Origin of the sequence: Streptomyces radicis, from assembly GCF_003626575.1 — a bacterium.
GTDB classification, from domain to species: domain Bacteria; phylum Actinomycetota; class Actinomycetes; order Streptomycetales; family Streptomycetaceae; genus Streptomyces; species Streptomyces radicis.
Genome location: NZ_RBDY01000001.1, coordinates 54,365 through 73,896, shown reverse-complemented (window position 1 = coordinate 73,896; position 19,532 = coordinate 54,365). Strand labels below are relative to the sequence as shown.

The 19,532-nt window shown below is 73.2% G+C and carries 17 protein-coding genes; 10 read left to right on the top strand and 7 right to left on the bottom strand.

Annotated elements, in window-relative coordinates:
- Window positions 1-70 precede the first annotated feature (70 nt).
- The 4 genes from solA to D7318_RS00275 are packed head-to-tail and all read right to left on the bottom strand — an operon-like array spanning window position 71 to window position 3,494.
- Window positions 71-1,240: an N-methyl-L-tryptophan oxidase gene (solA, locus tag D7318_RS00290; protein WP_120694763.1), complete on the bottom strand. Its 1,170-nt coding sequence runs from the start codon at window positions 1,238-1,240 to the stop codon at window positions 71-73.
- Window positions 1,241-1,254: 14 nt separating this feature from the next.
- A complete protein-coding gene (locus D7318_RS00285) occupies window positions 1,255-1,677 on the bottom strand; it encodes a hypothetical protein (RefSeq protein WP_120694762.1) in 423 nt (140 codons plus the stop codon).
- The gene (locus D7318_RS00280) at window positions 1,661-2,269 is read right to left on the bottom strand and encodes a GNAT family N-acetyltransferase (RefSeq protein ID WP_120694761.1); all 609 of its coding nucleotides are present in this window, start codon (window positions 2,267-2,269) and stop codon (window positions 1,661-1,663) included. Before D7318_RS00280 ends, D7318_RS00285 begins: the two co-directional genes overlap by 17 nt.
- A 40-nt stretch (window positions 2,270-2,309) precedes the next feature.
- Entirely contained in the window at window positions 2,310-3,494 is a 1,185-nt protein-coding gene (locus D7318_RS00275) for a cation diffusion facilitator family transporter (protein ID WP_120694760.1), read from the bottom strand.
- Window positions 3,495-3,979: 485 nt separating this feature from the next.
- Between D7318_RS00275 and D7318_RS00270 the strand changes: the two genes are divergently transcribed.
- The 9 genes from D7318_RS00270 to D7318_RS00230 all read left to right on the top strand — a co-directional run bounded on the left by D7318_RS00270 (window position 3,980) and on the right by D7318_RS00230 (window position 13,866).
- Window positions 3,980-5,503: an ABC transporter substrate-binding protein gene (locus tag D7318_RS00270; RefSeq protein WP_220729454.1), complete on the top strand. Its 1,524-nt coding sequence runs from the start codon at window positions 3,980-3,982 to the stop codon at window positions 5,501-5,503.
- An 89-nt stretch (window positions 5,504-5,592) separates the two neighbouring features.
- Complete coding sequence (locus tag D7318_RS00265; RefSeq protein WP_120694759.1) at window positions 5,593-6,267, top strand: haloacid dehalogenase type II; 675 nt, start codon at window positions 5,593-5,595, stop codon at window positions 6,265-6,267.
- 32 nt (window positions 6,268-6,299) lie between these two features.
- Window positions 6,300-7,577 carry an NAD(P)/FAD-dependent oxidoreductase gene (locus D7318_RS00260; protein WP_120694758.1) on the top strand — a complete coding sequence of 426 codons (1,278 nt, stop codon included), beginning with the start codon at window positions 6,300-6,302 and terminating at the stop codon, window positions 7,575-7,577.
- Window positions 7,578-7,596: 19 nt separating this feature from the next.
- Complete coding sequence (locus D7318_RS00255) at window positions 7,597-8,541, top strand: ABC transporter permease (RefSeq protein WP_120694757.1); 945 nt, start codon at window positions 7,597-7,599, stop codon at window positions 8,539-8,541.
- Complete coding sequence (locus tag D7318_RS00250; protein WP_120694756.1) at window positions 8,528-9,454, top strand: ABC transporter permease; 927 nt, start codon at window positions 8,528-8,530, stop codon at window positions 9,452-9,454. Before D7318_RS00255 ends, D7318_RS00250 begins: the two co-directional genes overlap by 14 nt.
- Window positions 9,451-10,200, top strand: coding sequence for a GntR family transcriptional regulator (locus tag D7318_RS00245; protein WP_120694755.1), 750 nt, complete (start codon window positions 9,451-9,453; stop codon window positions 10,198-10,200). The genes D7318_RS00250 and D7318_RS00245 overlap by 4 nt, the downstream gene beginning before the upstream one ends.
- The gene (locus D7318_RS00240) at window positions 10,197-11,225 is read left to right on the top strand and encodes an ABC transporter ATP-binding protein (RefSeq protein WP_120694754.1); all 1,029 of its coding nucleotides are present in this window, start codon (window positions 10,197-10,199) and stop codon (window positions 11,223-11,225) included. The genes D7318_RS00245 and D7318_RS00240 overlap by 4 nt, the downstream gene beginning before the upstream one ends.
- Window positions 11,222-12,322 (top strand): oligopeptide/dipeptide ABC transporter ATP-binding protein, encoded by a 1,101-nt coding sequence (locus D7318_RS00235; protein ID WP_120694753.1) that lies wholly within the window; start codon window positions 11,222-11,224, stop codon window positions 12,320-12,322. Before D7318_RS00240 ends, D7318_RS00235 begins: the two co-directional genes overlap by 4 nt.
- Window positions 12,319-13,866 carry an aldehyde dehydrogenase family protein gene (locus D7318_RS00230; RefSeq protein ID WP_120694752.1) on the top strand — a complete coding sequence of 516 codons (1,548 nt, stop codon included), beginning with the start codon at window positions 12,319-12,321 and terminating at the stop codon, window positions 13,864-13,866. The genes D7318_RS00235 and D7318_RS00230 overlap by 4 nt, the downstream gene beginning before the upstream one ends.
- A 58-nt stretch (window positions 13,867-13,924) precedes the next feature.
- Here the strand turns inward: D7318_RS00230 and D7318_RS00225 are convergent, their stop codons facing one another.
- Entirely contained in the window at window positions 13,925-14,665 is a 741-nt protein-coding gene (locus D7318_RS00225) for a response regulator (protein ID WP_120694751.1), read from the bottom strand.
- Between the two features lie 15 nt (window positions 14,666-14,680).
- On the bottom strand, window positions 14,681-15,874 hold the full coding sequence (locus D7318_RS00220; RefSeq protein WP_147437583.1) for a sensor histidine kinase: 1,194 nt from the start codon (window positions 15,872-15,874) through the stop codon (window positions 14,681-14,683).
- Between the two features lie 153 nt (window positions 15,875-16,027).
- Between D7318_RS00220 and D7318_RS00215 the strand changes: the two genes are divergently transcribed.
- Window positions 16,028-18,160, top strand: coding sequence for an MMPL family transporter (locus D7318_RS00215; protein ID WP_183091248.1), 2,133 nt, complete (start codon window positions 16,028-16,030; stop codon window positions 18,158-18,160).
- A 77-nt stretch (window positions 18,161-18,237) separates the two neighbouring features.
- Here the strand turns inward: D7318_RS00215 and D7318_RS00210 are convergent, their stop codons facing one another.
- A complete protein-coding gene (locus D7318_RS00210) occupies window positions 18,238-19,470 on the bottom strand; it encodes an acyltransferase family protein (RefSeq protein WP_120695192.1) in 1,233 nt (410 codons plus the stop codon).
- Window positions 19,471-19,532 lie beyond the last annotated feature (62 nt).

The window sequence follows — 19,532 nt, the reverse complement described above, 5'->3', positions numbered from 1 at the left end:
CTGCCGTCCAGCCCTCTGTCAGTCCCTCTGCCGGTGAAGACCCGTCGATCCTACCGCAGCGCCCCCGTGCTCACGCCGGTGTCAGGGCCTCGGGGGGCCAGGCGGCCAGGGCGCGGTCGGGGGCGAGGAAGCCCACGTCGCGGGCGGTGCCGCCGTCGCCGACGAGGTCGGCGAGCACGTCGCCGATCGCCGGCGCGAACTTGAAGCCCGCCCCCGAGAAACCGCAGGCGAGCAGGATCCGCCGGGTGCCGGGCGCCGGGCCGAGCAGCGGCTGCCCGTCGGTCGTGTAGCCCTCGACGCCGACGGTGGTGGCGACCGGGTCGGGGTGCAGCCCGGGGAAGTAGCCGGACACGGTGGCGTGGAAGTGGTCGAGCAGGCCGCGGCCCACGGTCAGCGGCACATGGTCGGTGTCGTGGACCACCGGGTGCCCGGCCGTGTAGATCCCGATCTTGACGGTGGCGCCGTCGACGGTCGGGAAGCCATAGGCGGTGACGTCGCCGACGCGGTCGAAGACGGGGAACGTGCCGGGCAGGTAGTGGCGCACGTCCTCGGGCAGGTACCAGCCCTGGACGAGCCGCCGCGGCAGCACGGTCGCCCGGGCCGCGGGGTGGACGTCGCGGACGCGCGCGCCGGGGGCGACGACGACGTGGGCGTAACGGCGGGCGCCGTGCTCGGTCCTGACGACGACGCCGTCGGCGTCGGGCTCGAGCGACCGGACCCGGGTGCGGTCGAAGACGGTCGAGCCCAGCTCCTCGGCCCGCCGGACGGCGCCGACGACGGCGGGTTCGGGGCGGAGGTACCCGGCGTGGGGGTCGAACACCGCGCTGTCGCCCGGGCGGACCAGGTGCTGCGGGTACCTGCGCGCCAACTCCGCGGCGTCGAGGGTCTCGTGGTCGAGCCCCGCCGCCCGCGCCGAGGCGCGGGCGGCGGTGAGCGCCGGGGTGTCGCCCGGGCCGAGGATGAGGCCGCCGACGAGGTGCAGCAGGCGCTGCCCGGTGTCGCGCTCCAGCTCGCGCCACAGGTCGAGGGCCCGGAGCGCGAGCGGGGTGAGCCGGGGCTCACGCTGGCTCTGCACGGAGAAGCGCCGGGTCTGTCCTGAGTAGGCGCCCCGGTCGTGCCCGATGCCGAACCGCTCGTAGCCGTGCACGGTGTGGCCGCGCAGCGCCAGCCGCCAGGCGGCCATCGATCCGATCGCGCCGAGGCCGACCACGGCGACATCGGCGTCGGCGTACCGGTTCATCCTCGCCGCCCTCCTCAGGCCACCGGGGCGAACGCATCGACTTCCGCGGCGTGGATGTGCAGCATCCGCGCCAGCAGGCCGTTGCCCCGGGTGAACCTGAGCGGCAGCGGCGTGCCGTTCGCGAGGGCGTCGCGGGTGCCGTCGAAGAAAGCGGTGCCCTGGTCGGGAGAGGTGTCGGACTTGTCGTCCGGGTAGAGGGGGTTGACGGTGTTCTCGATCTTCGGCCACAGCGCGCGGGCGTCATCGGTGGAGGCGAACTCCATGATCAGCACGAGCGTGCCGGGCAGCAGCTCACCGGCCACCTCCTGGAGCACCGAGCCGCCGAGATAGCCGGGGTGTCCTTCCAGGGAACGGAGCCATGCGCCGAGGTAGGTCTGGGCCTCGTCGGCCTTGCCGGGCTCGGCGACGAAGATGAAGACGTCACGCCTTTTGCTCATGCCGGGGTTCCTCGTTTCTGCTGGTGGGGATCTCCATGAACAGCGCCCGCGATATTCCTTCGGTGTCGTCCTCGACCACCTCCGCGCCCATGGAGCGCCAGAACGGCAGCGCGCCGGGCGAGTGCGGGAACGTGTGCAGCGCGATGGTGCGGTAGTGGGCCTCGCGCCGGGCGCGGCCGAGGACCTCGTCGATCAGGATCCTGGCGATGCCGCGCCGCCGGTGCTCGCGCAGGACGTACACCCGGACGAGCTGGCCGGTGCGGCCGTCGCGGTAGCGCTCGACGAGGTGCGGCGGGCTCAGCCCCTCCTTGAGCGCGCCGCCCCTGATGCCCGCGGTGGCGAGCAGGGCGCCGGTGGTCGGGTCGGCGGCGACGAGCACGAACGGCCCCCGCGGCGTGAGGTACCACCCGGCCATGTCGTCGACGTCGGCGTGCACGATCGGGTCGTAGGGGTCGCCGAAGTCCTCGGCGACGGTGCGCAGCATCAGCGCCCTGGCCTCGGGGATGTCGGCCGCGGTCAGCTCCCGGACGTGGAAACCCGGGTCCCGCCGGTCGTGGTGAGGGTGGTGGCCAGGGGTGTGGGTGTCCGACATGGAACCGTACCTCCCGTTCGCGTGGACGGCGGGGCGCGCGCTACGACCGCAGGGCGACCTTGGCGCGGTAGGCGGCGCGGGCCTCGGCGCTGGCGTGATGGCCTGCCAGCTCGTGCAGGTCGGCGGGGCGTTCGCCGCCGACGACGGGGTGCAGGTGGACAACGGCGGATCCCAGGTGGGGCGTCGCGTGCAGCAGCTCGTGCTCGACGCGGTCGGCGAGCCGGTGTCCTTCGAGCACGCTCAGCTCACCGGCGACGGCGATGTCCACCTCGGCCTCCAGGCGGTGTCCGCTCCAGCGGGCGCGGACGCGGTCGACGGCCACGACTCCGTCCACGGAGGCGACCGTCCCTGTCATGGCGTCGACGAGGCCTGGCTCGACCCCGTCCATGAGGCGGCGGCACACCGTGACCATGGTGTTGACCAGGATGCCGAGCACCAGCAGGCCGATGAGCAGGCCGAAGATGGCGTCCGCCCGCTCGAAGCCCAGCCACACGCCGAGGACGCCGACGACGACGGCGACGGAGCTGAGCCCGTCGGCGCGCGCGTGCTGCCCCTCGGCGATCAGGGCGGCCGAGCCGATCCTGCGGCCTGTGCGGATGCGGTAGACGGCCACGATCTCGTTGCCCGCGGCGCCGACGATGCCCGCGGCGAAGACCCAGGCCAGGTTGGTGAGCGGCCTGGGGTTGATCAGGGCGTCGACCGACTCCCAGATGATCAGCACCACCGATGCCGCGATGACCAGGCCGATGAACACCCCGACCAGGTCCTCGGCGCGCCGGTATCCATAGGGGTAACGGGCGTTGGCGGCCCGTCGGCCGAGCCGGAAGGCGATCACGAGGGGGATGGTGGTGACCGCGTGGCCGAGGTTGTGCACGGTGTCGGCGAGCAGGGCGATCGATCCGGAGACGGCGACGATCACGATCTGGAGGATCGCGGTCGCCATCATGCCCGCCAGGCCGATCCACGCGGTGCGGATGCCCTGGCCCGTGGCCTCTTCGGCGGTCTGGATGGCCTCGTTGGCGTCGTGCGAATGCGGGACCACCGCGTGCTTGAGCTTGGCCCACAGGCCGTGCCCGTGCTCGTGGTCGTGGTCATGCCCGTGGTCATGGCCGTGCCCGTGGTCATGGCCGTGGTCATCCCCGTGCCCGTGGTCGTGCCCATGGTCGTGGCCGTGCCCGGATGCCGGGTCGTCGTGCCGGTGGCCGCCGGGTTCTTCGTTACTCATCTGGCCCGAGTTCCCGTCTCTGGAGGGGCGCGCGAGAGCGTCCAGCTCGTGATGTTTCACGAGACACATTACTGATGCCCGGCGTCGCGCTCAACCGCCAGGAGCGATCCCGCTCCGCGATGTCGCCACTGTTAACAATCCCGGGAAATCGGTGACACGACGGAAACCCATGCCGCCGGCGATCCCCAAGAACCCGCTCCCACCTGGGGATTTACCCCGAGAATGCCCTCCGCCTACCGCCTGGGAATCGTCAACGATCACTTTCTGACGCAGAGTTGTTGACAATCTCCGCAAGGGCCCTCCAGGATGGCCCGCATCGTCGGCGAGCCCGCCTCGCCCTCGCTCTTCCCGGGCCACTCATGCGCCCGCACCGCATCCCGGTCCGACGACCTGGCCCGCACCGACGCGGCCTCTCGTCCTCCTTCACCCTCTCCGCCCCCGGCCCCTTGGCGGTCCGCATGAGAAACGTTCGATCCCTTCCTGCCATGGCACTCACCGTGTCGGCCGCGCTCACGCTCGCCGCGTGCGGCACCTTCGACGGCGGCACGGCCTCATCCTCCGACGGCGACGAACAGACGCTGACGGTCAGCCTCCAGTTCACGCCCCGCGCCAACTACGCCCTCGAGACCGACGACGCGCTGGTGCTCACCCAGGTGGGCTGCCTGGAAACGCTGCTCACCTACGACGACGAAGCAGGCGCCCTGCGCCCCGCGCTGGCCACCGAGTGGCGGCAAACAGCCCCCACCGTCTGGGAGTTCACGCTGCGCGACGGCGTCACCTTCCAGGACGGCACGGACCTCACCGCGGACGCGGTCGCGCGGTCGCTCCGGCACGTACTCGACGCCGACACCCCGCCACGCGCGTTCACCCCCGAGTCGGTCTCCGCGGTCGAGGCCGTCGACGACGCCACGCTGTCGATCACCACGCCGGAGCCGAGCGCGCTGCTGCCGTACCGGCTGGCCAGCGGCAACACCGGGATCCTGGCCCGGGCCGCCTACGGCGACCAGGGGATCGACCCCATCGGGCACTGCACGGGCCCGTTCACCCCGGTGTCCCAGGTCGCGGGCCAGTCGATCTCACTGGAGCGCAACGAGGACTACTGGGGTGAGCCGGCCGAGATCGCCCACGTGGAGGCCAGGTTCATCGCCGAGGGGGCGACCCGCGCCACCCAGGTGCAGACCGGCGAGTCCCAGATAGCGCTCGGCGTCCCGGTGACCAGCCTGGCCGACCTGCGCGACGACGACGATGTCGAGGTCACCGAGGAGTTCACGCCGCGCACCACGGGCCTGTACTTCAACCTCGCCCGCGCGCCGTTCGACGATCTCGCGGCGCGCCGAGCCGTCCAGGCCGCGCTCGACCTCGACGCCATGGCGTCGGGCGTCTACGCGGGCGGCGCCCAGCCCGCCGTCGGGCCCTTCGCCCCCGGCGAACTCTGGGCCCCGGAGGACGCGGTGGCGCCGACGCGGGACCCGGCGGCCGCCGAACGGCTGCTCGCCGAGGCCGGATACGAGCCGGGCGAGCTGAGCCTGACCCTGCTCGCCTACACCGAGCGCCCGGAGTTCGCCGACCTCGCCGCGGTCGTCCAGGCCGATCTCGAGGCGATCGGGATCGACGTCGAGGTGCGGTCGAGCAACTACTCCGCGATCGAACCGTCGCTGCTCGAGGGCGACTTCGACTTCGCGCTGCTGTCCCGCAACCACCTCACCGACATCGCCGACCCGCTGGGCTATCTGACCTCCGACTACAGCTGCGCGGGCAGCTACAACATCAGCCAGCACTGCGACCAGGACATCGACGAGCTGCTGAGCTCGGCGAACACCATGGACGCCCCGGAGGACCGCGCCACCGTGTACGGGGATGTCGCGCGGCACCTCCAGGACGAGGCCATCACCGCGTTCATCGTGCACGAGCAGACCTACGCGGCGCACCGGACGTCCGTCAGCGGCTTCGTCGACGACCCGCTCGCCCGCTACGCCGTCACCGCCGACGTGACCCTGGGCCGTTCGTAGCCGCCGAGCGGTCCGAGGACAGCGCGAGGACAGCCCGAGAACGACGCGAGAACGACGCGAGGACAAGAAGCGCGAGGAGATCACGCGACATGCGACTGACCGGATTCACCCCGAAGTTCATCACTTTCGACTGCTACGGCACCCTCACCGACTTCCAGATGACCCCGGCCGTGCTGCCGCTCATCGAGGACCGCGTCGCCCCCGACGAAGTGCCGGTCTTCATCAAGGACTTCCGCGCCTACCGCCTCGACGAGGTGCTCGGCCCCTACAAGCCCTACCAGCGGGTGCTGCGCGACTCCTGGCAGCGCGTCTGCAACCGCTGGCGCATCCAGTACCGGGCGTCGGACGCCGACGCGATCGTCGACGCGGTCGGCTCCTGGGGCCCGCACCCCGAGGTCCCCGCGGCGCTGGCCACGCTGTCCGCCGCCTACCCGCTGGTGATCCTCTCCAACGCCGCCGACGCCATGCTCAAGAACAACGTGGACCAGCTCGGCGCCGACTTCCACCGGGTGTTCACCGCGGAGCAGGCCCGCGCGTACAAGCCCAGGTACCAGGCGTTCGAGTACCTGCTCGACCAGCTCGACGTGGGTCGCGACGAGATCCTGCACGTCTCCTCGCACATCTGGTACGACCTGATCCCCGCCCATGAGCTGCGGATCAGGCACAAGGTCTACGTCAACCGCGGCTACGACCCCTCCGTGCCGTTCTACGAGTACGCCGAGACCGAGGACCTGGCCGGCCTGCCCGCGCTGCTGGGCCTGTGACGCCCCGACTCCGTCAGAACTGGGGAGAACCCGTGAAGCTCGTCTCGTACTGGCTGGACACCGCCGAACCCGCGGGGGACTTCCGGCGCAGCGAACTGCCGTCCCGCGCCGACGTCGTCGTCGTCGGCGCGGGCCTGACCGGGCTGTCCACGGCCGTGCACCTCGCGCGGCGCGGGGCGGACGTCGCGCTGGTGGACGCGCACACCGTCGGCTGGGGCGCCTCGGGCCGCAACGGCGGCATGGCCACCACAGGCCTCGCGATCTCGTTCGCCACCGCCGTGCGGCGTTACGGCGAGGGACCCGCCACCGCGATGTTCCGCGCCTACAACGACGCGATCGACACCGTCGAGGAGCTGGTGGCGCACGAGGGCATCGACTGCGACTTCGAACGGTCGGGCAAGCTGACGCTGGCCTGCAAGCCCGCGCACTACCGGGAGTTCGCGGCCTCGGCCGAGCTCATGGGCTCGCTCGCGGGGCAGGAGGTGCGCCTGGTGCCGCCGTCCCGCATCCGCGAGGAGATCGGCAGCTCCTACTACCACGGCGCCATGGTGGACCCGCTCGGCGCCGGGGTGCACGTGGGGCGGCTGACGGCCGGTCTCGCCGGCGCCGCGGCGGCCCGCGGCGTGTCCCTGCACGAGGAGGCCCGCGTCAGGGAGCTCGTCAGGCGCGGCCCTCACGCGCATGACGTGCGCACCGACCGCGGCACGATCCGCGCCGACCAGGTGGTGGTCGCCACCAGCGGCTACACCGGAGGCCTGACCCCGTGGCTGCGCCGCAGGATCGTGCCGGTCGGCAGCTTCATCATCGTCACCGAGCCACTGCCCCGTGGCGTCGCCGACGAGCTGCTGCCCCGCCGACGCGTCGCCTCGGACAGCAAGCACCTGCTGTACTACTTCAGGATCACCCCCGACAACCGGCTGCTGTTCGGCGGCCGGGCGCGGTTCTCCGGCTCCCACCACGACCGCGGGATGCGCAGCGGACGCATCCTGACGCGCGCCATGACGGACGTCTTCCCCGTCCTGACCGGCACGCGGGTCGACTACTGCTGGGGCGGCCTTGTCGACATGACGCTCGACCGGATGGTGCACGCGGGGGAGCGCGACGGCGTGTTCTACTCCGTCGGCTACAGCGGGCACGGGGTGCAGATGGCCACCCACATGGGGAAGGTGCTCGCGCGCGTGCTCGCCGGGGAGCAGGCGGCCAACCCCTGGCGCGACCTGGCGTTCCGCGCCGTGCCCGGGCATGTGGGGCCACCGTGGTTCCTGCCGCCGGCCGGGGCCTTCTACAAGTTCCTCGACGCCGTCAGCTGACGCGAAGGGCGGGCCCGAGATGACCTTCCTCGTCAAACGGCTGATGGTGCTGGCCGTCACCCTCTTCGTGGTGTCGTTCGTGGTGTTCCTCATCCCCTATCTGACCCCGGGTGACCCGGCGCGGAAGATCCTGCGGGCCAGGGTCGGCGACCTGGACGCCGACCCCGAGGCGCTGGCGGGCCTGCGGGAGACCTACGGCCTCGACCGGCCGCTGCTCGTGCAGTACGGGGACTGGCTCGGCGGCGCGCTGCGCGGCGACCTGGGCCTGTCGTACACCAGCAGGACCCCGGTCGTCGACATGCTCGGCGGCGCGCTGACGGTGACGGCCGTGCTCGCGATCAGCACGCTGCTGCTCGCGCTGCTCGTGGCGGTGCCGCTGGGTTCGCTCGCCGCGGTCCGGCGCGGCACCCCGGTCGACACCGCGATCACGACCGTGACGCAGGCGTTCGTCGCCGTCCCCGAGTACTGGCTGGCCCCGGTGCTCGTCCTGGTGTTCTCCCTCCAGCTGGGCGTGCTGCCCTCCGCGGGCTGGGAGGGACCGGCGTCGATGGTGCTGCCGTGCCTGACCCTGGCGCTGCGCCCGATGAGCTACTTCACGCAGGTGACGCGGGCGTCCATGATCGACGTGCTGGGGTCGCCGCACATCACCGCGGCCCGGGCCCGGGGCCTGGGCTTCGGGGCCACGATGCTCCGGCACGGCGTGCGCAACGCCCTGCTGCCCGTGCTCACGCTCTTCTCGCTGTGGCTCGCCGGTCTGCTCGGCGGGTCCGTGGTGGTCGAGGTGATCTTCTCCATCCCCGGCATGGGCAGGCTGCTCTACGAGTCGGTGGTCAACAACGACGTTCCCGCCATCCAGGCCGGGATCGTGAGCCTGGTCGGCCTCGCCGTGCTCATCACGACGCTGACCGACGTCGTCCACGCCTGGGTCAACCCGACGGTGAGGGCCCCGCATGTCTCTGGCTGACACCCCGCACCCCGCACACCCCGTTCGCCCCGGCGGTCCCGTTCACCCCGGCGGTCCCGCCCCAGGCGCCGAGGCCGCGCCCGTGGCCGAACGCGGGACCGGCCCGCGCCGCTGGCCCCCGAGCCTGCTCGTCGGCACGTTCCTGACCGGCGCCATCCTGCTGGTGCTGCTCCTGACGCCCTGGCTGGCGCCGCACGACCCGGCGGCCCAGGACCTCGCGCAACGGCTGGCGCCCCCGAGCGGCAGCCACCCGCTCGGCACCGACCAGCTGGGCCGTGACGTGCTGAGCCGGATCATGGACGGCGGGCGGTTCTCGGTGTCGATCGCCGCGATCACGCTGGTGATCTGCGCGGTGAGCGGCACGCTCATCGGCATGGTCGCCGCGCGCCGCGGCGGCGCGCTCGACGAGTTCGTGATGCGGGTCACCGATGTGCTGCTCGCCTTCCCCGAGATCATCGTGGCGATGTTCCTGGTCGCGGTGCTCGGCGCGAACTACCTCACGCTGATCGTGGCCCTGGTCATCGGCGGCTGGACGCCGTTCGCCCGGCTCGCCAGAAGCCTCACCCTGGAGATCAACGCGCGGGACTTCATCGAGGCGGCGCGCGCCCTGGGGTGCTCCCGGCGGTTCATCGTCCTCCGGCATGTGCTGCCCAACGCGCTCAGCCCGCTGCTCGCGCACGCGGCGCTGCGCTTCGGGCACAAGCTCATCACGGTGGGCGCGCTGTCGTTCCTCGGCCTCGGAGTGCAACCGCCGGACGCCGACTGGGGGTCGATGCTCGCGGACGGGCAGCCGTATCTGACCCAGGCCCCCGGGCTGGTCGTCCATCCCGGTCTGGCGATCTTCGTGACGGCCCTCGGGGTCACGCTGATCGGCCAGGGCATCGACACCCGGAGGAAGGCCAAGGAGCTGTGAGCAAGTCCAGGGACACATCCGGCACCCCAGGGGCGGCGCGCGTGCCGAAGCGCACGCTGGCCGCCGTGGTCACGTCGCAGATCCGCGAGCGGATCCTGGCGGGCGGCTTCCCGCCCGGCACGCCGATGAACGAGGTCGAGCTCGCCACCCGTTTCCAGACCAGCAGGGGACCGGTCCGCGAGGCCCTGCACCGCCTCGTGCAGGAGGGCCTGCTCGTCGGCACCCCGCACAAGGGCATCAGCGTGCGCGTGCTGACCCCCGACGACCTCGACGACCTGTACTTCGCGCGCGCCGCGATCGAACGGGCCGCGCTGGTGCGGCTCATCCGGCGCGGCGCGTCGGCCGCGCTGATCGCCAACCTCGAACAGGCCGTCAAGCAGCTGGCGCTGGCCGTGGAACACCAGGACTGGCTCCAGGTGTCGGCCGCCGACCTGCGTTTCCACGTCCACATCGTCGAGGCGGCCGGGAGCGAACGGCTGACCCTGATGTACAGGTCGCTGGCCGCGCAGAGCCGCCTCGGCCTCAACCTGCTCGTCGGCACCTACAAGGGCCGCCAGGACCTGGTGGACGAGCACGAGCAACTCCTCTCCCTGCTCGCGTCCGGGGATCGTTCCGGCCTGCTCAGGACGCTCGACAAGCACTTCGGGGACGCGTTGGACACCCTGCGGCACCACAGGGAACCGGCGGCCGATGTCGCGGAGCCCGCGGCCGACGCGGATCCCACGGACCCTCAGGAGGGCGCATGAACGCACTGCTCACGGTCGACAACCTCACCGTCCGCGCCGGGGCCGACCCGGCCACCCGCATCCTCGACGGCGTCTCCCTCACCATCCACGAAGGCGAAGTCCTCGCCCTGGTCGGCGAGTCGGGGTCGGGCAAGAGCATGACCGCGCTCGCGCTCATCCGGCTGCTGCCCGCGCCCCTGGTCGCCGAGGCCGGGGCGCTGACCGTCGCGGGCGAGGACCTGCTCGCGGCCGGTGAGCGGCGGATGAACGCGATCCGCGGCGGCACGATCGGCATGCTGTTCCAGCAGCCGAAGCGGATGCTTGACCCCACGGCCACCGTGGGCGCGCACGTCGCCGAGCCGCTGCGCCGGTTCGGGCGGCTGAGCCGGGCCGCGGCGCGCAGGGCCACCGTCGAGCTGCTCGCCGACGTCGGCATCCCCGAGCCGCGGCGGCGGGCCCGCGCCTACGCCCACCAGCTCTCCGGCGGGATCGCCCAGCGGGTGATGATCGCCACCGCGCTGGCCGGACAGCCGCGGCTGCTCATCGCCGACGAGCCGACCACCGCGCTCGACGCCACCGTCGAGGCGCAGATCCTGCGCCTCATCGCCGCCAAGAAGGCCGAGCTCGGCATGTCGGTGCTGTTCATCTCGCACGACCTGCGCGTGGTGTCCGCCATCGCCGACCGGATCGCCGTCATGTACGCGGGCCGCATCGTCGAGCAGGGGCCCGCGGCCGAGCTGCTCGCCGCGCCGCAGCACCCCTATACCCGCGCCCTCGTCGAGTGCTCGCTGCTGCGGCCCGACGAGCACGGCGAGCTGTACGCGATCCCCGGGCACGCGGGCCCGGCGCTCTCGCTGACGGCCGGGTGCCGGTTCCAGCCGCGGTGCGCCGCCAGCCACGCGGCACGCCTGGAGCACCAGTGCGCCGCCGCCGAGCCCGAACTCGCCTTCTCGGGGGGCGGCTCGGCCGACCACACCACCCGCTGCTGGGTGGCATCGCCCCAGGCCGCCCCGTCGCACGCCGCCCAGCCGAAGGAGCAGGTATGAGTGCCGCCGCGCCCGCCACGCCCGACGCCCCCGACGCCCCCGACGCCCCCGACGCCGACATGGTCGTCGTCGAGGCGGCGACCAAGCACTTCCGGCTGCCGCGGCGCGGCCTGCGCCGACGGCGCGAGCACGTGCACTCGCTCGACGGCGTGACGATCCGGGTCCCGGCGGGCCAGGTCCTCGGACTCGTCGGCGAGTCGGGGTCGGGCAAGAGCACCCTGGCCCGGGTCGTGCTCGGTCTGATCCCGCTCACCTCGGGGCGGGTGTCCGTGGACGGCATGGACGCCGCCGTCCGGGACGGGGCGGGCCGCAGAAGGCTCTCGCGCACCGCGCAGCTGGTGTTCCAGGACCCGCACGCGGCCCTGGATCCGCGCATGACGATCGGCGAGAGCATGCACGCCGTGCTCGCCCAGCACCGCATCGGCACCCGGGAGGAACGGGCCGGGACCGTGTCCGCGGCGCTGGCCGAGGTCGGCCTCGACGACGGCTACCTCGGCCGCCACCCGGGGGCCTGCTCGGGCGGTCAGCTGCAACGCGTCGTCATCGCACGGGCGTTGCTGCTCGGCCCTAAGCTGCTGATCTGCGACGAGCCGACCTCCGCGCTCGACGCCTCGGTGCAGGCCCGCATCCTCAACCTGCTCGGCAGGCTGCGCCGCGAGCACCGGCTCACCATGGTCATGATCTCCCACGACCTGCGGGTGGTCCGGTTCCTCGGCGACCGCATCGCGGTCATGTACCTGGGCGAGATCGTCGAACTCGCCGACCGCGACGACCTGTTCGACGGCGCCCGCCACCCCTACACGCTGGCGCTCCTTGCCGCCGCGTCCGGCGCGGGGACGGAGGTGACGGGCGAGCCGCCCTCGCCCATCCATCCACCGGCCGGCTGCCGTTTCCACCCGCGATGTCCCCTCGCGACCGACCACTGCCGCACCGAGCCGCCGCCCGCGCACGAGGTCGAACGGGGGCACCAGGTGCGTTGCCACCGCTGGTCCGAGTCCCGCGCCGCGCTCGCCGGCGAGGCCGGAGCAGAGGCCGGAGACGAGGCCGCGGAAAGGGCCGCGGAAAGGGCCGGGAAAGAGAACGGGAGAGGCGCATGACCGCGACGACGGGTGACCTGCTCGGCTCGGGTCGGCCGGTGTGGGCGCCGCCGGCCGGTGGCTACTGGGAGGGCGCGTGGCAGGACGGGCGCCGCGGCCTGATCGTCAGGGACCCGGAGGACGGCGCCGAGGTGGGCCGGGTCATGGACGCCACCGACGAGGAGGCCGACCGGGCCGTCGCCCACCTGGCCGCGCGCTGGCGCGGGCACGCCTGGCCGCTGTGGCGGCGCCGCGAGGCCATCGGTCACGCGGCCGCCGCGCTGGCCGCCGCGGAGCCCCGGTTCGCCGCCATCATCGCCGCCGAGTCCTGCAAGACCGTCACCGAGGCGCACGCCGAGGTGCGCAGGGCCGTGGAGACCCTGCGGCTCGCCGCGGACGCCGCGGGCGGCCTGACCGGCAGGACCGTGCCGTTCGACAACTCGCCCCGCGGGCACGGCTGGACCGGCTGGTACACGCGCGAGCCGCTCGGCGTCGTCGCGGCGATCACGCCGTTCAACGACCCGCTCAACCTCGTCGCGCACAAGCTGGGCCCCGCGCTGGTGGCGGGCAACCCCGTGGTGCTCAAGCCCGCCCCGCAGACGCCGCTGAGCGCCCTCGCGCTCGTCGATCTGCTGCTGCGCGGCGGCGTCCCCGGCGACTACCTGGCCGCCCTGCCGGGGCGGCACACCGGAGCCGCCCTCACCAGGAACCCGCGGGTCGATGTCGTCTCCTTCACCGGCGGCCCTCGCACGGCCGACCGCATCGCGCGCGGCGGCCCGGCCCGCAAGCTGCTGATGGAGCTGGGCGGCAACAACGCCCTGATCGTGTGCGCCGACGCCGATCCCGCGCAGGCAGCGCGGGCCGTCATCGACGGCGCGTTCGGCGTGGCCGGGCAGAACTGCCTGTCCGTGCAGCGCGTGCTGGTCGCCGAGTCCCGCTACGCCGAGGTGGTCGAGCGGGTCTGCGCGGCCGCGGCGCGGCTGGTCGTGGGCAGCAAACGCGACCCGGCGACCGACGTGGGCCCGCTGGTCAGCGAGGCCGAGGCCGCCCGCGTCACGGCCTGGATCGGCGAGGCGGTCGGCGGCGGCGCGGTGTTGCACACCGGCGGCGACCGGCGCGGCGGCTTCGTCACCCCCGCGGTGCTGACCGGCGTCCCCGCGGGCGCCAGGCTGCGTACCCAGGAGGTGTTCGGCCCGGTCGTGCTGCTCGACCCGTTCCGCTCGCTCGACGAGGCGGTGGCGTCGGCCAACGCCGTCGACACCGGCCTCCAGGCGGGCGTGCTCACCCGCGACCTCCAGGACGCGATGGCCGTGGCGGGCGCCCTCACGGTCGGCGCGGTGCTGATCAACTCCAGCCCGGACTTCCGGATCGACGCGATGCCGTTCGGCGGCTTCAAGCGCTCCGGCATCGGCCGGGAGGGCATCGAGGCGGCGATCGACGAGCTGACCGCGCCCAAGGTCGTCGCCATCAACACCGCACCGGCGCACGCCTGTCGGGACGCCGCCGGGCCACCGCCCGCCGACCGGACTCCCGAGGGTGAGCCCCTCGGGCGACGTCTCCCCTGAGGCGGCGGCGCCAGGCCGCCCCGGCCCGGGCGGGGCGCCGGGTCTCCTGGTCGCGGCGTCAGCCGCGCGAGGGGGGCAGGCCCGCGTCCGGGCAGTCGCCGCTCGGGGGAAGCAGCAGGTGGGTGGCGGTGCGCCGGGCCAGGACGGCCGCCTGGGCGCGGTCCCGGCAGCCGGTCTTGGTCAGCAGGCGGCTGACATGGCTCTTGACCGTGTGTCCCGAGACCGTCAGGTGCTCGGCGATCTCGCCGTTGCTCAACCCCTCGCCGATCAGCGCCAACACGTCGCGTTCGCGCGTGGTCAGCTCCGCGATCCTGGCCAGGTCCGCCGGATCGGTGTGCTCGGCGCGGCGGGTCGCCGCGTAGTCGCGGATGATCCGGCGGGCCACGCTGGGGCTGAGCGCGCCGTCGCCCACCGCGGTGGCCCTGACCGCCACCGTCAGCTCCTCGTACGACGAGCTCTTGAGCAGGAAGCCGCTGGCACCCGAGGTCAGCGCCTCGTCGACGTACTCCTCCATGTCGAACGTCGTCAGCATCAACACCCGGATGGCATCGGGACCGACCAGGCCCCGAGCCACCAGCTCGGCCAGCACCTCCAGGCCGTTGCGACCCGGCATCCGCACATCGAGCATCAGGACGTCGGGGCGCATCTCGGTGCACAGGCGCAGGGCGTGGTCCCCGTCGCCCGCCGTCCCGACGATCGTGATGTCCGGCTGCGACTCCAGCATGATCCGGATGCCGTCGCGGACGACCCCTTCGTCGTCCGCGATCACGACGCGGATGGTGTGGTCGCCGTAAGGCATGGCGTCTGCCCTCCCCTAGCCGTCGCGAGACCTGAGAGGAACCGTACAGCGCACGTGGAAGCCGCCGTTCGGTGCCGGGCCCGCCCTCATCGTGCCGCTCAGCGCCTTGACGCGCTCCCCCAGGCCGATCAGTCCGATGCCGGTGCCGGGGGTGCCGGGGTGGTCGGCGGGCGGGGGTCCGCAGGTGATGTCGAACGTGGCGGTGTCCTCGTCCGTGACATCGGCGCGCACGCCGACCTCCGCGCCGGGGGCGTGCTTGCGCGCGTTGGACAGGCATTCCTGCACGATCCGGTAGGCGACGAGCTGGATCGGCCGGGGCAGTGAGGTGAGCCGGTCGGACACCCTGAGGCTGACCGGGGTGCCCGCCTGCCGTGCCGTCTCCACCAGGTGCGGCAGATCGGCCAGGGTCGGCACCGGGCCGCGCGGCGCGCCCTGGCCCACGCGGCGCAGGAAGCCGAGCACCTCGCGCAGCTCGGCCGTGGTCTGCCGACCGCTCGCCGCCATCGCGTCCACCTCCTCCCTGGCCCAGGCGGGCAGTTGGTCGCCGCGCGCCCGCAGCGCCTCCGCGTGCACCACGAGCAGCGTCAGCGAGTGGGCGACCACGTCGTGCATGTCGCGGGCGATCCGCAGTCGTTCGGCCGTGGCCGCCTGCTCCTCGCGCAGCCGTTGCTCGCGCCTGGCGTGCTCGGCGCGCCGCTCGGCCGCCGCGATCTCCTCGCGCCTGCCGCGCGCCACCATCCCCAGCGCCCAGGCCGCGGGCAGCGGCGTGAGCAGCGCGAGCACGTCCGAGCCGCCGCGCCGGTCGTCGGGCGCCGTCGCGTGGTTGAGCCAGACGCCGAAGACCACCACCGCGGCGCCGGTCAGCAGGGCGAGCACCGCCCGCCGCAGCGCGCTGTAGGCGCCCAGCGCGTAGCTGGCGAACGCCAGCGGCAGCACCGCCAAGGAGCTGATCCGCACCTCAAGCGCCGCGGCGCCGACCTCCGCCGCGCCCAAGGGCAGCAGGACCATGAGGAACGCCCCGAACGGCCACCGGTGCGCCACCGCCAGCGCGGCGGCGGCCACCAGCGCGTAGGCGCCGAGCAGCAGCCATGCGACGGACGCGTCGTCCGTCGTGACCTGGTCGATGAGCGCGGGACCGATCGCCGTCGCCACCGTCGCCACATGGAGCGCACGGCGGTGTCCCGACCGGAGATCAGCTGAGTCGAACATCCCAACGACTCTATGCACCCAGGCCATTTCGGGCTTCACCCCCGCGAGTGCGCCCCGGGCGTCAGGCCTCACTCCCAAGAGTGAGTAAGCATCAGGCCAATGGGGTCGCCTCGGCGATGCGCCGCCCGCGTCGGCTCTGGCCCAATCGGAGACATGCCCGACACCCTGACTTCCCGCTCAGCCCCGGCTGACACACCCCAGCCGGACAGCACCCGGCTGGCGAGACTCGTCCGGCGCGGCAAGTGGCTCATCCTGGCGGTCTGGATCGCGCTCGCCGTGGTCGCGACCGGCTTCGCCGCCAACCTCGGCGACGTCCAGCGCGACGACCCCGCCGCCTATCTGCCCAGCGGCTACGAGTCCAGCCAGGTGGCCGAGCTGGTCGAGCCCGATCCCGAGCACCCGGACTCCGAGACGGCCCTGGTCCTCTACACCCGCGAGGACGGCGGCGCACTGACCGACGCGGATCTCGCCGCCGTCGCCGACGCCGGTGCGGCGGTCGCGGCGGGTGACGTGGTCGGGGTGGACGGGCCGGGGGATGTCACGGTCTCGGAGGACGGCGCGGGCGCGCTCTTCCCCGTGGACATCCAGCCGGAGCACGCCGACGACGAGACGGTCGACATCGCCGTCGAGGAGCTGCGCGAGGTGGTGCACCCGGCGCCCGACGGGCTGTCCGCGCAGGTCACCGGCGAGGCCGCGCTCGGCGTCGACAACAGCGGCGGCGACGTCGACGCCGCGCTGATGCTCACCAGCATGGTCATCGTGGCGGCGCTGCTCCTGCTCACCTACCGCAGCCCGATCCTCTGGCTGGTGCCCCTGCTGGGCGCGCTGGTCGCCGTGCTGGTCGCCCGGGGCGCGGCCTATGGGCTGGCCGAGGCAGGGCTGGCGGTGAGCGACCTGTCCTCGGCGATCCTCATCGTGCTGGTCTTCGGCGCCGCCACGGACTACGCGCTGCTCTTCCTCTCCCGCTACCGCGAGGAGCTGACCCGGCACGAGGACCGGCACGAGGCGATCGCCGAGGCGCTGCGCCGGACCACCCCGGCCATCGTCGCCAGCGCGGGAACGGTCACCGCCGGTCTGCTCTGCCTGCTCGTCGCCGATCTGGCCGGGCTGCGCGGCCTCGGCCCGGTGGCGGCGGCCGGGATCGTGGTCTCGGTGCTGGTCATGCTGACCCTGCTCCCCGCGCTGCTCGCGTGCGCCGGGCGCTGGCTGCTGTGGCCGCGGGTGCCGTGGCCCGACCGGCCGCGCGGCGCCACCGAGCACCGCTTCTGGGGCGGGATCGCCGACCGGGTGGTGCGCCGCCCCCGGCTGGCCCTCGTCCTGGTCACCGTCCCGCTCTGCCTGGCCACCCTGGGCCTCACCGAACTGCGCACCAGCGCCGACCCGGTGGACAAGGTGCCGCCGGACGCCGAGTCCGTGGTCGGCAGGGAGGCGCTGGCCGAGCACTTCCCCGAGGGCCTGTCCGCCCCGCTGACCGTGGTGCTGCCGCCCGGCAGCGGCGCGGCCGAGCTCGCCGCGGCCGAGACGGCCGTCTCCGGGGTGCCCGAGATCGCGGCCACCCTGCCGGGCGAGCCGATCGACGAGCGCCCCAGCCTGCGCGTCGAGATGGACGTCCCGCCCTACGGCGACGAGGCACAGGACACCATCCGCGAGGTGCGGGCGGCGCTCGCCGAGGTCGTCGACGGCACGCTGGTCGGCGGCACCCCGGCCGTCCAACTCGACTATCACGAGGCGGCGCTCGGCGACACGAAGCGGATCGTGCCGCTGGTGCTGGTGGCCATCGCGGTCATCCTGGCGCTGCTGCTGCGCTCGCTGGTCGCCCCGGTGCTGCTGATCGTCGCCACGGTGCTCTCCTTCGCCGCCTCGCTCGGGCTCTCCACCCTTGTCTTCACCGAGGGCATGGGCTTCGGCGGGGTCGCGGCCGATCTCTTCGTCTACATCTTTGTGTTCCTCGTGGCGCTGGGCGTGGACTATACGATCTTCCTCATGGAGCGGGTGCGGGAGGAGCGGCGCCACCGCTCCACCCGGGAAGCGGTCCGCCACGGCGTGGCCGCCACCGGCGGGGTGATCACGGCGGCCGGTCTTGTGCTGGCCGGGACGTTCGCCGCGCTCGGGCAGATCCCCGACGTGACGGTCGCCGAGGTGGGCATCGGCGTGGCCATCGGCGTGCTGATCGAGACGCTGCTCGTCCGCTCCGTCCAGGTGCCTGCCCTGGTCACCCTGCTCGGGGACCGCGTCTGGTGGCCCCGCCACCGCGGGTCGGCGAAGGAGAACCACCACCACTCCTGACCCTCTTCGCGCACCCCGCCGAAGGCGCCACCCACCCCCGGGGTGGCGCCTTCGGGCGTCCCGACCCGGCGGCGGGCTCACAGGACCGCCCGGAATCCGGGGAGCCGCCGGAGCGCGGCGGCCAGTGGGAAGCTCACCGCCACCGCCACGCCGGTGACGACGCCGAACGCCTGGAGCGGCGGGAGGTCGAGCGGGGCCACCGCGTGCTGGAGGACCACCACCAGCGGCAGATGGACGATGTAGACCGTGAACGCGTCGGCGGACATGGACCGCAGCACCGGGTGGGTGCCCGCCGCGTGCTCGCGGAAGAGGGTCAGCAGACCGACGCAGAGGCTGGTGCACAGGAACGTCTCGTACACCGCCCAGCACGCGGAAGCCGGATCCGCGCCGCCCGCGCCGAACCACACCGCGTCGGTGCCTCCGGCGGCGAAGTGCGCCGCGGCGAGTCCGACACCGACCGCGAGCCAGGCATAGCCGGTGCGCCGGGGCAGCGACGTCAGCCAGCCCCGCCGGTGCGCGACGATCCCCGCGGCGAAGAACGCGGCGTACTGAGCGAGCCTGGCGGGCTCGGTCTGGATGAACTCCAGCACCGGGACCCAGGTGTCCAGCGGGTACGAGAGGCGGATCAGGAAGGTCGCCGCGGCCACCGCGAGGGTGAAGCCGATCAGGGCGCGGTGGCCGGGGGCCGACCGCGGGGGCCGTGCCTCGTCGGCGGGGCCCGCCAAGCGCCGCACCAGCCGGGCGACCTGGTGGCACAGGAGATAGAGCAGGCTGAGGACCAGAAGATTCTGGATGAACCACAGGTGCCCGAATTGCAGATCGGGCCAGGAGGGTCCGGTCCAGTCGGCGGGGCGCTCCCCGAATCCGAGGAATATGTCCGCGTAATAGGCGGGGAACGAGATCGGGGGGTAATCCCGGTAGCTGACGTAATAGCTGTACATCAGGGCCGGAATGATGGTGAGCGCGCCGACGAGGAACGGAATACCGAGGCGGCGCAGCCGCCCACGCAGAAAGGCGAGGGAGCCGCCGCGGTCCACCGAGGCGGGCACCAGGCAGGCGGAGACGAAGAAGAACAGGCTCATGAAGAACGAGCCATTGACCGCGGAGAACGCCGAGAGCACCCCCGTGCCCGGCTGGTCCTCGACATACCACCAGTCGCTCGGCCCATAGGCCTGGGCCGCGTGGTGGGCCACCACCAGCAGGGTCAGCGCGACACGGAGATTGTCCACGAAATGCAGCCGCCGAGGCGCGGCGATATCTCGGATCGGCGGCTGCGTGGAAGGCGTTTCATGGCGGGGGATCGTGTCCATGGAAACAGCGTAGAAAGGGCGGAGGTCGGCGGCCATGCAGCTGTCCGCCGACCCCCGCTGTG

Bases quoted from the DNA above. Each gene is read 5' to 3' on its own strand.
- solA (WP_120694763.1), bottom strand. From the start codon at position 1,240: ATGAACCGGTACGCCGACGCCGATGTCGCCGTGGTCGGCCTCGGCGCG.
- D7318_RS00285 (WP_120694762.1), bottom strand. From the start codon at position 1,677: ATGAGCAAAAGGCGTGACGTCTTCATCTTCGTCGCCGAGCCCGGCAAG.
- D7318_RS00280 (WP_120694761.1), bottom strand. From the start codon at position 2,269: ATGTCGGACACCCACACCCCTGGCCACCACCCTCACCACGACCGGCGG.
- D7318_RS00275 (WP_120694760.1), bottom strand. From the start codon at position 3,494: ATGAGTAACGAAGAACCCGGCGGCCACCGGCACGACGACCCGGCATCC.
- D7318_RS00270 (WP_220729454.1), top strand. From the start codon at position 3,980: ATGGCACTCACCGTGTCGGCCGCGCTCACGCTCGCCGCGTGCGGCACC.
- D7318_RS00265 (WP_120694759.1), top strand. From the start codon at position 5,593: ATGCGACTGACCGGATTCACCCCGAAGTTCATCACTTTCGACTGCTAC.
- D7318_RS00255 (WP_120694757.1), top strand. From the start codon at position 7,597: ATGACCTTCCTCGTCAAACGGCTGATGGTGCTGGCCGTCACCCTCTTC.
- D7318_RS00250 (WP_120694756.1), top strand. From the start codon at position 8,528: ATGTCTCTGGCTGACACCCCGCACCCCGCACACCCCGTTCGCCCCGGC.
- D7318_RS00240 (WP_120694754.1), top strand. From the start codon at position 10,197: ATGAACGCACTGCTCACGGTCGACAACCTCACCGTCCGCGCCGGGGCC.
- D7318_RS00235 (WP_120694753.1), top strand. From the start codon at position 11,222: ATGAGTGCCGCCGCGCCCGCCACGCCCGACGCCCCCGACGCCCCCGAC.
- D7318_RS00230 (WP_120694752.1), top strand. From the start codon at position 12,319: ATGACCGCGACGACGGGTGACCTGCTCGGCTCGGGTCGGCCGGTGTGG.
- D7318_RS00225 (WP_120694751.1), bottom strand. From the start codon at position 14,665: ATGCCTTACGGCGACCACACCATCCGCGTCGTGATCGCGGACGACGAA.
- D7318_RS00220 (WP_147437583.1), bottom strand. From the start codon at position 15,874: ATGTTCGACTCAGCTGATCTCCGGTCGGGACACCGCCGTGCGCTCCAT.
- D7318_RS00215 (WP_183091248.1), top strand. From the start codon at position 16,028: ATGCCCGACACCCTGACTTCCCGCTCAGCCCCGGCTGACACACCCCAG.
- D7318_RS00210 (WP_120695192.1), bottom strand. From the start codon at position 19,470: ATGGACACGATCCCCCGCCATGAAACGCCTTCCACGCAGCCGCCGATC.